General features: G+C 32.3%; 14 protein-coding genes. All 14 read left to right on the forward strand.

Going from position 1 to position 16266, the window contains the following annotated elements; genetic code table 11:
• The 14 genes from CGEO_RS04885 to CGEO_RS04950 all read left to right on the forward strand — a co-directional run bounded on the left by CGEO_RS04885 (position 1) and on the right by CGEO_RS04950 (position 16263).
• Positions 1-1221, forward strand: a complete 1221-nt coding sequence (locus CGEO_RS04885) for a DUF2157 domain-containing protein (RefSeq protein ID WP_075540508.1) — start codon at positions 1-3, stop codon at positions 1219-1221.
• A complete protein-coding gene (locus tag CGEO_RS04890; protein ID WP_075540507.1) occupies positions 1214-1738 on the forward strand; it encodes a GDYXXLXY domain-containing protein in 525 nt (174 codons plus the stop codon). The genes CGEO_RS04885 and CGEO_RS04890 overlap by 8 nt, the downstream gene beginning before the upstream one ends.
• Positions 1739-1810: 72 nt before the next feature.
• Positions 1811-2665, forward strand: coding sequence for a hydrogenase nickel incorporation protein HypB (hypB, locus tag CGEO_RS04895; RefSeq protein WP_075494665.1), 855 nt, complete (start codon positions 1811-1813; stop codon positions 2663-2665).
• The gene (locus CGEO_RS04900) at positions 2665-2961 is read left to right on the forward strand and encodes a HypC/HybG/HupF family hydrogenase formation chaperone (protein ID WP_075531670.1); all 297 of its coding nucleotides are present in this window, start codon (positions 2665-2667) and stop codon (positions 2959-2961) included. Before hypB ends, CGEO_RS04900 begins: the two co-directional genes overlap by 1 nt.
• Before the next feature lie 21 nt (positions 2962-2982).
• The gene (locus tag CGEO_RS04905) at positions 2983-4692 is read left to right on the forward strand and encodes a DUF262 domain-containing protein (RefSeq protein WP_075494663.1); all 1710 of its coding nucleotides are present in this window, start codon (positions 2983-2985) and stop codon (positions 4690-4692) included.
• 2 nt (positions 4693-4694) lie between these two features.
• Positions 4695-5780 carry a hydrogenase formation protein HypD gene (gene hypD, locus CGEO_RS04910; protein ID WP_075540506.1) on the forward strand — a complete coding sequence of 362 codons (1086 nt, stop codon included), beginning with the start codon at positions 4695-4697 and terminating at the stop codon, positions 5778-5780.
• A 109-nt stretch (positions 5781-5889) separates the two neighbouring features.
• Positions 5890-6387 carry a methyltransferase family protein gene (locus CGEO_RS04915; protein WP_075540505.1) on the forward strand — a complete coding sequence of 166 codons (498 nt, stop codon included), beginning with the start codon at positions 5890-5892 and terminating at the stop codon, positions 6385-6387.
• The gene (gene hypE, locus CGEO_RS04920; RefSeq protein WP_075531667.1) at positions 6369-7376 is read left to right on the forward strand and encodes a hydrogenase expression/formation protein HypE; all 1008 of its coding nucleotides are present in this window, start codon (positions 6369-6371) and stop codon (positions 7374-7376) included. The genes CGEO_RS04915 and hypE overlap by 19 nt, the downstream gene beginning before the upstream one ends.
• An 8-nt stretch (positions 7377-7384) precedes the next feature.
• On the forward strand, positions 7385-7726 hold the full coding sequence (gene hypA / locus CGEO_RS04925) for a hydrogenase maturation nickel metallochaperone HypA (RefSeq protein WP_075494659.1): 342 nt from the start codon (positions 7385-7387) through the stop codon (positions 7724-7726).
• Between the two features lie 451 nt (positions 7727-8177).
• Positions 8178-10991 (forward strand): FAD-binding and (Fe-S)-binding domain-containing protein, encoded by a 2814-nt coding sequence (locus CGEO_RS04930; protein ID WP_075540504.1) that lies wholly within the window; start codon positions 8178-8180, stop codon positions 10989-10991.
• A gap of 494 nt (positions 10992-11485) precedes the next feature.
• Positions 11486-12115: a hypothetical protein gene (locus CGEO_RS04935; RefSeq protein ID WP_075540503.1), complete on the forward strand. Its 630-nt coding sequence runs from the start codon at positions 11486-11488 to the stop codon at positions 12113-12115.
• A gap of 1724 nt (positions 12116-13839) precedes the next feature.
• Positions 13840-15327 carry an FAD-dependent oxidoreductase gene (locus tag CGEO_RS04940; protein WP_242647953.1) on the forward strand — a complete coding sequence of 496 codons (1488 nt, stop codon included), beginning with the start codon at positions 13840-13842 and terminating at the stop codon, positions 15325-15327.
• A 1-nt stretch (position 15328) separates the two neighbouring features.
• Entirely contained in the window at positions 15329-15724 is a 396-nt protein-coding gene (locus CGEO_RS04945) for a cytochrome c3 family protein (protein ID WP_075494655.1), read from the forward strand.
• The gene (locus CGEO_RS04950) at positions 15721-16263 is read left to right on the forward strand and encodes a cytochrome c3 family protein (protein ID WP_075531662.1); all 543 of its coding nucleotides are present in this window, start codon (positions 15721-15723) and stop codon (positions 16261-16263) included. The genes CGEO_RS04945 and CGEO_RS04950 overlap by 4 nt, the downstream gene beginning before the upstream one ends.
• Positions 16264-16266 lie beyond the last annotated feature (3 nt).

Here is a 16266-nt window from a genome sequence, read left to right on the forward strand (position 1 = left end):
TTGAGTATATTTTTTAAAGAAAAGTTAAAAGATGAGCTTATAAAATGGCAAAACAGCGGTATAGTTGATAAAAATACAGCACAAAATATCGCTAAATTTTATGATATGAACTTAAACGCCAAAGGTTCAAATTTAGCTCTAAATCTCATAGCTTATAGTTTTTTAGCTCTTTCTTTAATCGTTCTAATCGGTGCAAACTGGGAAGAAATCCCTCGTTTTATCAGGGTTGTTATGCTAGTTGGACTAACTCTTGGCGTTCATATCGCAGGGTTTACAAAGCTTGAAAATTACAGCACTAGCACGGCGCTTTTTTTCTTAGGAAATCTCTGCTTTGCAAGTAGTATAATCCTAATAGCGCAAATTTATAGCATAGGCGAGTATATGAGCGATGGTGTGCTTTGGATGGCGATAGGAAGTTTGGCACTATCTTTGGCACTACTCAATCCTATCTTAATGACACAAACGCTGATTTTTGCTGGTGTTTGGTTTGTTGTGGAAACTTTTTTAGGAAATTTTCAGCCATTTTTTATAGTTTTTTTACTTTGTGGAGTGTATGCGCTTTGTAAAAAAAGCTCGCTTGTGCTGCTTGCATGGACTTTAGCTTGGTTTTATCTTTTTGGGGTTGGGTATTTTTTAACATTACCAGAGCCAATTTTTAGCTCATATACTGCTAATGAGATTATTTACTATACATTTTTTAGTTTGCTTGTGATTTATGGGGCGTCTTTGGTTGTTGGTAAATTTAGTAAAGATTATGCTAGTTTTATGGTTAAATTTACTCTCTTTTTTGGCTCGATTTTTCTCATGATAGCAACTGCGGTTAATGCTGAATCTTTAGATGATATCTATACAAAAAGTAGCTATGTCTATCTAGTGGTTTTGGCGGTTTTAACTGTTGGCGCAATAATTTATAAAAAATTTGCTTTTTTGCTGTTTATGGCTGTTTTTGCTATCTTTATAACGCTAGATTTAGGTGGAATTTACTTTAAAGTAACGACTTCATTTTTGCTCTTTGGACTTGGCTTTTTTATGAGTAAAAATGGGCTAGTATATGGGCGAAGCTGGGAGTTTAGGTTTGGTGTTTTTACGCTGTTTATGCTAGCTTTAATTCGCTATATCGACTTAGTTGGAGACTACATAGGCGCTAGTTTGCTATTTTTAGTTTTTGCTGTTGTTATACTGTTTTTATCTAAAAAGATAGAGGAGCGTAAAAATGTATAGCAAAATACTTTCTAAATTTAGCCTTAAAAAAAGAGTTTTACTAGCTATCTTATTTCAAATTTTGATTTTACTTGCTATGCTTTTTACCGCTTTTTTACCACTTGTTTTAGGACGCGAGATGAGAGTTAGCGTTTTACCAGTTGATCCAAGAGATTTGTTTAGAGGAAATTATGTGCAACTTAGATATGATTTTAATAACAAAGCTTGCGATATAGATGTTAAAAACGGCGATACAGTCTATGCTCTTTTTAACGATGGTAAGGATGGCAAAGATGAGTTTGTAAAGCTTGTTAAAGACAGGCCAAAAGATGTTAAATTTATAAAAGGAACGATAAATAACAAAAAGCACAATTGCTATGCTAAATTTGGCATAGAAGCCTACTTTTTACCAAAAAACAAAGCCGTGGAGGCAGAAAAAAATATCACTTTAAGGGATAATTCCACAGTTGTTTTAAAGGTGTTTAAAAATGGAAAAGCTAGGATAGAAAGTTTGATTATAGATGGTAAGAAATACTGATAATTTTATGTAGTATTTTATGTAAAATAGACTAAAAAAAATTAAGAAAATAATTATAATTAAGGAGAAAAAATGTGTAAAGATTGCGGCTGTTCGATAAAAGGACACACTCATAGTCACCAACATAGCGATGATAAAACTCACGCTCATACGCATACTCACGCAGATGGCACGACTCATACTCATAGTCACGAACATGCTAATGAAAGTTGTAACCACGAAAGTAGCTCACACGAGCATACTCATGAAAACGAACACGCTCATCCAGCGTTAAACGAGTCAAAAACGATAGAAGTTATCACAAAAATTCTATCTCAAAATGATAAAGAGGCTCAGCACAACAGAGCGCATTTAGATGAAAACGGAATTTTGTGTATAAATTTGATGAGTAGTCCAGGAAGTGGAAAAACTACGCTTTTAGAAGCGACTATAAAAGCAGATAAATTTAAAATAGGCGTAGTCGAGGGCGACTTAGAAACAAACAAAGATGCCGATAGAATCGTGCAAGCTGGAGCTCCTGCTCATCAGATAACTACTGGTCAAGCGTGTCATTTAGACGCTTTTATGGTGCATGAAGGGCTTCATCATCTGCCATTAGAAAAACTTGATATTGTTTTTATAGAAAATGTTGGAAATTTAGTTTGCCCTGCAAGTTATGATGTTGGCTCACACCTAAATATCGTGCTTTTAAGCGTGCCTGAGGGTAGCGATAAGGTAGCAAAATATCCTGTGATGTTTAGAGCGGCTGATTTGATAGTGATAACTAAAACATCGCTTTTGCCACACTTTGACTTTAGTGTTGAAGATGTTATAAAAGAGGCTAGAAAACTAAATCCAAAGGTTGATGTTATCGCACTTGATAGTAAAACAGGCGAGGGCGTTGAGAAGTGGTTTAAGTATTTAGAGTTTAAAAAGGAATTAAGATAATGTGCTTAAGTATACCTTCAAAAGTGATAGATATAGATGAAAACAACTTTGCTACAGTTGAAACACTTGGCGTTAGGCGTGGAGTTAGTTTAGACTTGATAGGCGAAAAAGTCGAAGTTGGAGACTACGTTTTAATCCACGTTGGCTTTGCTATGGAGAAAATCGACACACAATACGCTCTTGAAAGCCTTGCGATTTATCAAGATATAGCCAAACAAATGGAAAGTGGCGAAATAGCCCAAAATGAGGGCGATATGGGATTAAATGAGTTTTTAAACGATAAGAAAGACGGTTGATGGCTTATATAAGGAGAAGGTATGAAAGCAGAAGAGCAAAGCTTTAGAAAAATAATGCAGAATAATCAAAAAATAATTATTCCTTTTTTTCAAAGACAGTACGTTTGGAATAAAGATAATTGGGAGCAATTATATGAGGATTTATATGAAAGTTTTGAGAGTAAAAAAAGTCATTTTTTAGGTTCACTTATTTTAAAAAGAGATATGGGGTGTGATAGTATTGTAAGCTTGGTAGATGGACAACAAAGACTTACTACTTTTTCTATATTAGTAAAAGCACTTTATGATAAGCTTAATGAGAGTCAGAAAAAACCTTTTGAATTTTCTATTTTTGCTGATTATGATATTGGAAAACCAAAAATACAACATTCTATGCTTGATAATGAAGTTTATTCAAAAATTATATGTTTTAATCAAAATCAAGAAAATAGATTAAATATAACAAATGATAGTTTATTATGGAAATGCTATCTATTTTTTATTGAAAAAATAGAGAAGTTTAATGGAAATATTTTTGAATTTTTAAAATTTATTTCCGATGAATCTAAATTATTTGTTGGTGTTTATCTCGATGAAAAAGATGATGAACAAAAGATCTTTGATTCTATAAATTCGACAGGCATTCCACTTAGTGCATTTGATATAGCAAAAAATGCGATTTTTGATTTAATAACCAAACAATCAAATATAGAAACAGCAAAAGAAATTTATAAAGAAACTTGGTTTAAAAGTTTTGAAGAAACAATAGAAAAAAAAGATTTTTGGGATGAAAGAATTACAACAGGTCGTTTTAAAAGAACAAAGAGCGAGAATTTATTATTTGCATTTTTAATAATAAAGGGAATTTATGATGCTGAAAAACATACTGTTTCAATGTTAAGCTCTATATTTAAAAACTATATAAAAAACAAAAATACAAAAGAATTGGAAGATATGTTAAAATTATTTAGTACATATGCTGAAATTTATAGAAATTTTCCAGAAATTACAAACGACAAAGTTTATGTTTTTGAAGATTATGAGACTAGATTTTTTCATATATTAAACTACTATAATACAAATACATTTTTGCCTTTAATATTGTTTTTAAAATTAAATATTAAAGAGGAGAATAAATACAAAAAAAATTTATATTTATTAGAAGTATTTTTTATGTATAATACCGAAATGAAAAATTATAATAAATTTATACCAAGACTTATAAATTCAGTAAAAAATAAAATAGATAATTCATATGATATTATTAAAAATTCTATAATAGAAACATATCAATTAGACAATAAAGTATTGGAAAGAAATTTTGATAATCAAGAAGCAAAAATCTTTTTATTTTGGGTAGAATTGTATAGGCAAAATTCTATCAAAGAATACAAAGATAAAGTTGGGTTAAATTTTATATATACGCTTGAACATCTTCTTCCACAAAATTGGGAAAAAAATTATAAAAGTATATTTGAAAACAACGATGAAGCAAGAGAATATATATATCAGTTGGGAAATATGACTCTTCTAAGAGGGCGATTTAATACATCTTTACAAGATGAAAATTGGAATGTGAAGCTTAACGGAGATAATAAATCTAAGCATTATATAAAAAAATATGCTGATTTGACTATAAATAAAGAATTATTAGATAAAAATAAGTGGGATAAGACTGAGATAGAAAACAGAACCGCTAAATTTTTAGAAGATATTTATTCTATTTGGGATATTAATATATTTAGGAAATAACTATGGATTTGATAAAAGACTTTAGGGATAAAGAGCTGATTTTAACCCTTAGTAAACTTATAAAAAAAGAGAGTGTAAAACCGCTAAATATCATGGAAATTTGTGGTGGACACACGCACTCTATAATGAAATTTGGAGTGCCAAATTTAGTAGGGGAAAATATCAACTTTGTTCATGGACCAGGTTGTCCTGTTTGTGTCATGCCAAGAAACCGCATAGATGAGGCGATAAAACTAGCGGCGATGGATGGGGTGATTTTTTGTACGCTTGCTGATATGCTTAGAGTTCCAGGAAGCAAAACTAGCCTTCAAAAACTGCGTGGCGAAGGACATGATATAAGAGCGCTTTATAGCCCGCTAGACGTGATAAAAATCGCACAAGAAAATCTGGATAAAAGGGTGATTTTCTTTGCGATCGGTTTTGAAACGACTACGCCAATGACTGCTGTTGTAGTGGAGCAATGCTTAAAATTTGGGCTTAAAAATCTCTTTTTTCATATAAATCACGTAACAGTTCCAGCTCCGGTTAGAGCGATAATGGATGATGAAGATGTAAAAATAGACGCCTTTTTAGGGCCAAGCCATGTAAGCGTGATAACCGGTTCAAAAGCCTATGAAAGCATAGCAAACGAGTATAAAAAACCAATCGCAGTTAGTGGATTTGAGCCACTTGATATTATGGATAGTGTGCTAAATTTAGTCCGTCAGCAAAACGCCAAAACGCACGAAGTCTATAACGAGTATAAACGCGTGGTAAAAGATGGTGGAAACACAACCGCTCAAAATTTGGTTAGCAAATACCTTAAGCCTTGCGATTTTCAGTGGCGTGGACTTGGAACGATACCACAAAGCGGAATGAAGCTAAGAGATGAGTTTAAAAATCTTGATGCAAGAGAAGTTTTTGACTGTAGCGTTGAAAGCAAGGGTGAAAACAAAGCCTGTATATGTGGAGAAATTTTGCGCGGAAAAGCAAAGCCTTATGATTGCAAGGTTTTTGGCAAGGTTTGTAACCCGCAAAATCCGCTTGGCTCTTGTATGGTTTCTGGCGAGGGTGCTTGCGCGGCGTATTTTAAGTATGCAAGAAAATAGGGATTTGATAGCTTTGTCAAGCTGTAAATTTATAATAAATTATTAAATTTAGTAGCAAAGTAAAGGTTAAAATAGTAAAAATAGTTTAGCTAAGAAGTTTGGAGTAAATTTGAAAGAAAAGATAAAAAAAGCTATCGGAATGACATTTGGGATAATTTTACCGTTTATTTTGTTTCCAGCTTATATCTATTTTTATTGCAAAGATTATCACGCTTTTATTTTAGAAAACGACTTTTTAAGCGGACTTATAGGTTTTGTTTTGATAATATTTGGTTTAATTTTCATAATTTTAGCTGATATTGCTATGCAAATTTATGTAAACCAAAACCCTCTAAATAGCCTAAATTTATTAGCAAATAAGACTAAAATCTTGGTTACAAATGGGATTTATAGATATTTTCATCATCCTTTATCGATAGGATATTTTTTATTTTATTTTGGGTTTTCATTTGCGTTAAACTCAAAAATTGCAAGTTTGATTAGCTTTGGAACTTTTATTTTCATGATTTATTATGCAAAAAAGTATGAAGAAAAAGAGCTTTTAAGCGATTTTGGTGATGAATATTTAACTTATAAAAAGGAAAAATTTTGGATAAGATACTTTTAAGTCACGGTGGCGGTGGCGAAGAGATGAATAAACTTATAAATGAGATTATTTTCAAAGCTTTTGAAAATGAAATTTTAAGCGATGCAAATGACTCGGCGATTTTGCCAAATTTTGGTAGCGATATGGCTTTTTCAACTGATTCTTTTGTAGTTACTCCGCTTTTTTTTAGCGGTGGAGATATCGGTAAAATCGCAGTTTGTGGCACTGTAAACGATCTTAGTATGGTTGGAGCAAAGCCACTTTATCTAAGTTGTTCTTTTATCATTGAAGAGGGATTTGAGCTTAGTAAACTTAAAGAAATTTTAAACTCTATGGCAAAAACAGCAAAACAAAGTGGCATTAAAATCGTATGTGGCGATACAAAGGTCGTGCCTCGTGGAAAATGTGATAAAATTTTTATAAACACAGCCGGAATAGGGCAAATTCTAGCTAAAGACATCGAAGTTAAAAACATAAAAAAAGGTAGCAAAATTCTACTAAGTGGTGATGTTGGAAGGCATGGAAGCGTTATTTTAGCGGCTAGAGATGAGATAGCTTTAGAAAGCGAGCTTAAAAGCGATTGTAAGCCGTTAAATTTAGTTGTAGAAGAGGTATTAAAAAACGGTATAAAACCTCAGTGTATGCGTGATGCGACGCGTGGTGGGCTAAGTGCGGTACTAAATGAATTTGCTAGTGCTAGCAAGTGTGAAATTCTAGTTTTTGAAGAGAAGATAAAGGTGTGCGATGAAGTTGTTGGTGTATGCGAGCTGCTTGGATTTGAGCCATATGAACTGGCAAATGAAGGCACTTTTGTTTTGGTTGTTGATGAAGATAAGGCTGATAGTTGTCTTGAGATTTTACGCAAATTTGATGAGTCGGCAAACATTATCGGCGAGGTTTTAGGCGAGGTTACTGGTGGCGATACAGCGCGAGTTATCTTAGAAAATGCTTATGGTTCGCAAAGAGTTTTAGAACTTCCAAAAGGCGAACTTTTGCCTAGAATTTGTTAAGGAGAGATATGCACGAGTTAGCTATAGTTCAAGACTTAGTCGCGCTTTGTGAGAAAAATGCAAAGCAAAATAACGCAAAAGAGATAGAACTAGTAGAGATAAAAGTAGGGCGCTTAAGTGGCGTTGAACCACACTATTTACAAAGTTGTTATGATGTTTTCAAAGAAGGAACGATGTGCGCAAATGCTGAACTTAAAATCCACTTGCAAGAAATTGTTGTAAAGTGTGAAAAGTGCGATTTTGAGGGTATTTTGGAGAAAAACCACTTTGTTTGTCCAAAGTGTGGTAGTTCAAGCCTTGAAGTAATCGATGGCGAAGAGCTTTATCTTATGCGACTTACGATGAAATAAATTTTGGCTAAATTTAGTAAATGGTTTGGTTGTAAAGCAAATTTAAATATAAAAGCTAAGATTAAATTTTAGCAGTTATAGAGTAAATTTTGATATTTTTAAAATAAATTTGTTATATAAATTTATGTAATTTTGTAGCAAGAAAAATATCGTTAAAAATATACTTTTGGCAAGATAAGCCAAACGATAACTACCATTAAACCGATAGTTGTAATGGCAAAGTAGCTATAAAAGTTTTGAAATTTTTAAAAAATATAGCACAAAAGAAAAGGTAAGATGGATAAAGATTGTTTTATTTTAGCGATATAACCACTTAGAATAAAAAAAGCTAAAAATTTAGAACTAGAAAACTAAAATATAATTAAATTTAAAAAACAAAATAAATATTTTATTTTAATGTGAAATTATGGGTTGTATTCTTATAATTTATAAATTAAAAAAAGGAGATGAAATGAGCGATTTGAAGTACCAAAATTTTGCAAAAGGCGCAAGAGAGTTTTTAAAAAATAGAGTTTTTGATGACTATCTTCGCTGCTTTGCCTACGGAACAGAGGCTTCTTGTTACTTATATGTTCCAAAAGTTGTCGTTTTCCCTGATAGTGAAGAAGAGATTATAAAACTTGTAAAACTAGCTAATGAGTGTGATACCCCACTTTGCTTTCGCGCTGCTGGAAGCTCGCTATCTGGGCAATCAAGCTGTAAAGATGTGCTTGTAGTAGCTAATGAAAACTGGAAAAAAATCGAAGTTGGCGACAAAGGCGACATGATAAAACTAGGCTGCGGTGTTATAGGTTCAGACGCGAATTTAGCTCTAAAAGAGTATAAGAAAAAAATCGGTCCAGATCCAGCAACTATCACAACTGCGCTAGTTGGTGGAATTTTAAACAACAACTCAAGCGGAATGTGTTGTGGTGTGGCGCAAAACAGTTATCAAACTATAAAATCCATTAGAGTTATCCTACACGATGCTACGCTAATTGATACAAGCGATGACTTTTCGGTAGCAAATTTTTTGCGAACTCACCCAAAAATGGTCGAAGAGCTACTTGGCATAAGAGATGAAATTTCTCAAGATGAAGAGCTAAAAAATTTAATAATCAAAAAATATAAGATCAAAAACACAACGGGCTACGGACTAAACACATTTGTCGATTTTAGTGAGATAAAAGATATAATCAACCATATTTTTGTCGGTAGCGAAGGCACTCTTGGCTTTGTTAGCGAGGTGGTTTATAACTGTGTTGAAGATAAAACTTATAAGGCGTGTGGGCTACTTTTTTATAAGAATTTAAATGACGCTTCAAAAGTTGTTGTCGCACTTGGTGGACTTGGCGAGATTGTAAGCACTGCTGAGATGATGGATTATGCGTGTTTGGTTAGCGTTAGAGGCGTTGCTGGCGTGCCTGATGAAGTCTATAAAGTAGAAGAGGGAACAACTTGTTTACTAATCCAAACAGATAGCAACTCAAAAGAGGAGCTAGAAGAGAATTTAAAAACAATTAAAGCTGCCATAGAAAAGTATGAGTCTGCTTTAGAGCCGCTATATAGCGATGATGAAAAGATTTATAATGGCTGGTGGAAGATAAGAAAAGGAATCTTGCCAATCGCAGCAGGAAAAAGAAAAAGTGGTGCATCTGTCATAACAGAAGATGTATGCTTTGAGATAGAACAATTTTGCGATGGGGTAAAGCTTATATCAAATTTGTTTGAAAAACACGGATTTAAGGATAATGGCATTATATTTGGTCATGCTTTGGCTGGAAATTTACACTTTGTAATCACTCCAAATTTAAGTGATAAACAAGAGTTTGAAAATTTCAAAGGTTTGGTTGAAGATTTAGCTAAAGAAGTGTCTCAAATGGGTGGAAGTGTTAAGGCTGAGCATGGAACAGGGCGAATGGTAGCGCCTTTTGTAGAGATGGAGTGGGGCGAAAAAGCTTACGCACTCAACCGTAAAATCAAAGCAATTTTTGATCCAAAAGGGCTATTTAACCCAGATGTTATCATCACTGACGATAAAGAAATCCATGCTAAAAATCTTAAAAATATGAATGAAACCGATGATTATATAAATTACTGCATGGAGTGTGGGTATTGTGAAAGAGCCTGTCCTAGCAGGTTTTTAACGCTAACTCCACGCCAAAGAATAGCTGTAACTAGAGAGATAGCAAGGCTAAGAGAAATAGGCGAAGAGACAAGAGCAAACAAACTTGCCAAAGAGTATGAGTATCTTGGCGATGAGACCTGTGCGGCGTGTTCGATGTGTAAAATTTACTGTCCGCTTGAGATAGATACAGCTAAAATAGCGATAAATTTAAGAAGAAAAAACTCATATAAAAGCTATAAATTTGCAAATAAAATTTATGAAAATATGGATAGAACGATAAAATTAGCTAAATTTGGACTAAGCATGGCAAGTATCAGTTATAGCATATTTGGTGCGAAAAATATCAGCGCGATAACTAAAAAAATCAACTCATTTACAACTTTTCCTTTTGCAAACGAGTATTTGCCACTAAAAAATAGTTATAAATTTGAAGATAAAGATTTTGGTGGCGATGAGCGCGTAGTTTACTTTACGACCTGTATGAACCGAGGTTTTGCGCCATCAAAGCTAGCAGATGACAAACGCCCTATCCAAGAGGTTTTTGAATCAGTTTGTAAAAAAGCAAAAGTAGGGATAATCTATCCAAAAGATATCGATAAGCTATGCTGCGGTAAGAGTTTTATGGACTATGATGAGATTAGAGCGCGTAACAAAGAGGTGCTTAAAGCGGCATTAAAAGAGGCAAGTATGGATGGAAAATACCCTATAGTCTTTGATCACTCAGCCTGTTCGACATACGCATTGGGCGAGTTAAAAGATGAAAATGAGCTTAAAATTTTAGATATGGCAGAGTATTTACAAACATTAATGCCACGCCTTGAAATTCACAAAATCAACGAAAATGTCATGGTTCACAGTATGTGCACGATGAAAAAGCAAGGCAAGGGCGAAGTAGTGGAGGATCTAGCAAAACTTTGCGTGAATGCAAACGTGTTTACAAGTGGCATAGACTGCTGTGGATTTGCCGGAAATAAGGGCTTTTTCACGCCTGAACTAAATTTAAGCGCTACAAAATCTTTAAGCAAAGCGGTTATGTTTTTACCGGCTGATTTAAAAAGAGGATATAGCAACTCAAGCACTTGTGAGATAGGACTTGGAGGGGCTGCTGGATTTGCGTTTTCGCATATTGTGTATTTAATCGATGAGTGTTCAAAATAAAATGGCAAATAAGAAAAGCCGTTTTAAACGATTTTAAAAACACTTATCTGGCTATACTTTGGCAAGTGGCTAAAGTATAGCTTTTGTTTAAGCGTGGATTAAGCTTTGCTTGTTTGCGCAGTATTCTGTAAAACAAGATTTGAAACTCAAATTTCTATTTTTTACTATTTTTTAACTGTAGTTGAACTTATCTTTATGTGATTTTACTATGATTGACTAAATTTATTAAACTTTTCTAAATTTAAAAACTTAACTATAAAAATCACGCCGTAAATATCGGCAATATCTAAATTTATATAAGAATTAAAATGATATTAATAAGACATATTTATAAAAAACAAAAATAATGTAGATATAATTTTGAAATTTTTAATAAAGGGTTTGATATGAAAAAGAGGTCGTTTTTGGCTGTAGCTTTTGGTATGATTTTAGCAGGTTGTGGCGAAAATAATATCAACACCGTAAAAAACTAGACATTTCCACAAGATAAATCCATGACAATCGGCACCGCAATCGATAGTTACAAAGGCTTTGAAAAAGTCGTTTGGAGCGATGTTAGCACAAAAGAGCAAAAGCTAGTTGATGCTGTAGTGAGTGTTAAAAAAGATGTTTTAAAAGCTGAATTTGATGAAAAAAATGCAAAATATCAAGAAGTATTACAGCGTTCAAAAGATAAAGTGCAAAAAAATATAAAAGATAATATTCAGTATGTCATAAACGAATACAACGCTCAAAAAAGCGATACTTCACCACAAATATCAGAAAAAGAAATCATAGAATTGGCAAACAAATATTGCACCTATAATGATGGATTTATAGCAATAAGCAATTGCGATAAAGAGGCTGTTTTTGGTTTAAAAGATACTCATGCGCTTAAGTACACACACTTTTGGCAAGCAGTAAATCTAGCAAATCGTCTATCTGGTGTAAAACGTGCATTAGAACAACAACCAAAAGTGCTTTTTCAAGATGAGCCAAAAGAGGTAAAATCAAGAGAGTATAAATTTAACTTTGTGATAAATACCGATAAAACTGTCAATATAAAGGGCGTTTTTCTTAGCCAAGACAGAGCAAAAGTGAAACGCTCCGGACTTGATATACTTTCAAAAATTTATAAAAGATAGGTTTGCGCGTTTTATTTGGTGTTAAATCAATTTAGCACCAAATAAAGAAAATATTTATATTTCGCAAAATCTTGCAAAATTTAAAATAAACTTTTTATAAAAATTAGAATGTAAATTTATAAAATCATACAAATACTTCTTATGAAAACAATAGATTAAAAACTTTAATCTGATTTAACTAGATTTAAAAAAACTGCTTGTGAATTTAAGAATTTTGTAAAATCATCTATGAAACCTCAAAAAGACTTTTTAGAAATTTTACCAAATGCTTAAGTTTAAAAATAGGGTAGAAGTGGATTTGTGTTTTTAAATTTAAAAAATAAATTTGTAAATATTTTGATTAGTTTATAAATTTTGACACAAATATTTTTATATAGAAAAGTTAAATTTAACCATATAAATTTATTTATAAAATTTTACATATAATATTTAAAATATCAAATTTTGCTAGCAAAGCATATAAAAACGGTTTTACTAACTTTTTATTTTTTAAACTCTTTTGATAGAACAAACTTTGTTTCGTTTAAAAATTTATTGCCAAACAACTTTATATAAAAATCTAACTTAAACTATCAAGAGAAATCAAGAAAATAGGGTAGATATTTTTATAGTTAATTTTGTAAAAAATAGTAAAAATCTTTGCAAAGATTTTTAGAAAAAATATCTAAATTTAAAGCTTAAAATTTATATTTATACCTAAGTATTTTAAAAATACAGCTTGAATTTACAAACTAGCCAAATTTAAAAACTACACAAATTTATACTTAAATTTATATGGATAAGTTAGAAATTCACAAAAGGTAAACTCGCTAAATCACGCTATACAGGGTTTGGTTAATGCTACTTATGTTTTGGGAGATGTTTATTTATATTTGTTTGAAAATTATAGTTTTCAATACAAAATATATAAAATAGCTTGTATTTTATCTTTTGACACAGATTTATATGCGCATTTATAAGCACTTTTATATGTAAAGTTTTCATACATTTTTTAGCATTTTATTTATTAAAAATATCTGCAAAATATCTATGAAATTTAGCCAAATTTCACTTTTTAAAATCTAGTCAAACAATTTTATATGTAAAATGCTTTTAAATCGATTTTTAGATTTATCTATTTTGATTTGTGTAAAATATTAAATATTATATTTTTTAACACGTTTATCAAAGTAAAATCTCTATTATAAATTTATATCTTATTTACTTTGATAAAATTTGGATTTAATTTATGGCTTATGATTTAAAACCGCAAATTTATTTATCTTTTGATAAAAGGCGATATCGTTTTTTATACAATTTTTACTTTAAACTTGCACCCTATTTTTATTTAGCATTTTTTTAATTTGTCATATTTATATAGTTGCTAAGTTTTGCTAGATTATTTTTAACTATATTTAATGTATAAAATCCGTACCGCCCTTCTTTTTTAAATCTATAAATTTAGAAACTAAAAAATCAAATTGTTTTTAAACTTATCTATTTTTATAAATTTAAAAATCAGCTTTTTAACATCCTATTTACCCTATTTTTAACCAATATCTAGCTATCGCTATGGTTTTTAGCTTTTTAAAAAAGTTAAATTTGTATCATTAAATTTAACTTCAATTTAACCTCGCCCTATTCTTAAACAAACAGTAAATTTTTTATACTATTTTTTAACTTTCACATTTTTTTCACATTTTTTTACATTATAATTTTTAAAATTTTCAATCAAGGAGAACTCAGTGGAAAGACGAAATTTTATAAAATTTTCTCTAGGAAGTGGCGCTTTCGCCCTTGCTTCAAACCTTAACGCAGACACTACAACTTCAAAAAACGAGCCAAAATTTGATGGCGAATGGGACGTGATAGTCGTAGGAAGTGGCATAAGTGGGCATATTTGCGCGACATATCTAGCAAAAAACGGTAAAAAAGTTTTAATGATAGAAAAGATGAATAGAGTCGGCGGCAACTCAGCCCTATCTCAACAAGATTTTGCTGTTATGGGCTCAGATCTTCAAAAGCGAGATGGCATAAAAGATAGTGTTGAACTTTTCTTAAAGGATTTAAACAACGCTGGCAAAGGTTACAATCACACAGAACAAAGCCTTAGGGTTATCAAAAACTCAAACGAAGCTTACGAATTTGCTAAATCGTGCGGTATAAAATACTCTGATAAGCTTAAATTTTTAGGCGGTCATAGTGTAGCTAGAACGGTTCAAACACTAGGTGGTGGCGGCGCTGCTATACAAAGTATTCATAAAACTTTTATGGAAAATGGCGGAGAGTTTATCAACGAGTGCAAGGCTGATGAGATTTTAAAAGATGAAAACGGCAGAGTCGTTGGCGTTAGTGTTAGAGTTGATTACCGTTTTGATAGAGAGCTTAAAAATGATGATAGAGAGAACAAAAGTGGTGTTAGAAAAACATTTAGAGCAAAAGATGCTGTGATATTTGCTACTGGCGGATACAGCAGAGATGTTGAGTTTAGAACTATCATGAACCCAAGACTAAAAAGAGCAAACACTCCATCAAATTTAGGTCAAACAGCAGGAGCGCTAAAGATGATGTTAGCAGCTGGAGCTACGCCTGTTCAGTTGTGTTTGACAAGATTTTCTTTTGGAATTCCAACCGAGGATTTGTTATATGGAATCATGGTTGATAAAAACAGTGATAGATTTTTAAACGAAGATGGCGATAGACAAGGATTAAGCGATAAAATTTTAGCTCATATGGATAAAATCGACACTTATAGCTATCCGGTTGCGATTTTTGATAGTGTTGGTTTTGGCAACTCTCACGATCCAAAAAGAATGCAAAGCTTTATGCAAAGTGGCAAGATGAAAGAGTTTGCAACTTTAGAAAAACTTTGCGAGTTTTATAAACTTCCGCTTGAAAATTTAGAAAAAACTATAAAAAAATACAACGAAAACATAGCTAAAAATGCAGATGAGTTTAAAAAAGATGCAAACAAACTTAAAGGCTCAACTATAGCAAAAGCCCCTTACTACGCTATTTTTGCAGCTCCAGGACTAAGCTATACTCAAGGTGGCGTTTGGGTAAATACCGACATGCAAGTTATCTCACTTGCAACAAACGAGCCGATAAACGGCTTTTATGCTGTTGGAGAAGCAACTGGCGGAACTCATGGCGCTAGTAGGCTAACTAGTTGCTCTATACCTGATTGTATGACGTCTGGCTTGCTTGCTGCAAAAGCTATCTTAAAGGCATAATATGAAAAAAGTTTTTTTAATCATGCTATTTTTTGTTACTTTAGCTTTTAGCCAAAGTAAATTTCCCGGTTTTGAGGAGTATTTTAAATATGATCAAAACCAAACTTATGCTCTTAAAAACGCTCATAAAGATGCTAAACTTCAGTGCTTTCACTGTCATGAGGGAACTGATATAAAAGAGTATAAAGAGGTCAAAACCGATACTTGTCTAACCTGTCATGAAAGTAAAGAAAAAGTTGCAAAAAGGCTTTATTTCTTAGGCGAGAAAAACCCACATAACTCAGTTCATGATGGTGCAAATTTGAGTTGTCATGTGTGTCATAACTCTCATAAACCATCTTTTAATATGTGCAACGACTGCCATAATACCAAAAATTGGATGAGGGAAATTAAATGAAAAAAAGAAAATTTATGATATTATTAGCAGGTGTAATTTTAGGTGTGGTTTTTGCTTATGGCGGATATAAAGCGGTAAAATTGACTGGCGATTTGCCATTTTGTGCAAGTTGTCATGTCATGGAGCCTATGGCTGCAAGTTATCACAACGATGTTCACTCGGGTATTGGCGAAAGTGGAGTTAAGGCAAGTTGTACGAGTTGCCACCTTCCGCATGATAATGTGGTAAATTATATCTTTACTAAAGCAAAAACTGGTCTATATGAGCTTGGCGTAACTGCTCTTGGGAAAGATAAAGATGTGGATTGGTATAAAAAGCTAGAAAATAGAAGCAAATTCACATATGACACTGGTTGTATGGATTGTCATGAAAAAATACTAGATAAAAAAACCAGCAAACATCCTAAAGAGCTTGAAATGCACGCTCACTATGTGCTTTTAAAAGGCACAAAAGATGAGATAAGTTGCACGACTTGCCACACTCACGTAGGACATAATGGTTTAAGAGGAGAGCTTAGAGCGCTTAAACCTGAATTTTAACAA

It is taken from the genome of Campylobacter geochelonis (assembly GCF_013201685.1).
GTDB classification, from domain to species: domain Bacteria; phylum Campylobacterota; class Campylobacteria; order Campylobacterales; family Campylobacteraceae; genus Campylobacter_B; species Campylobacter_B geochelonis.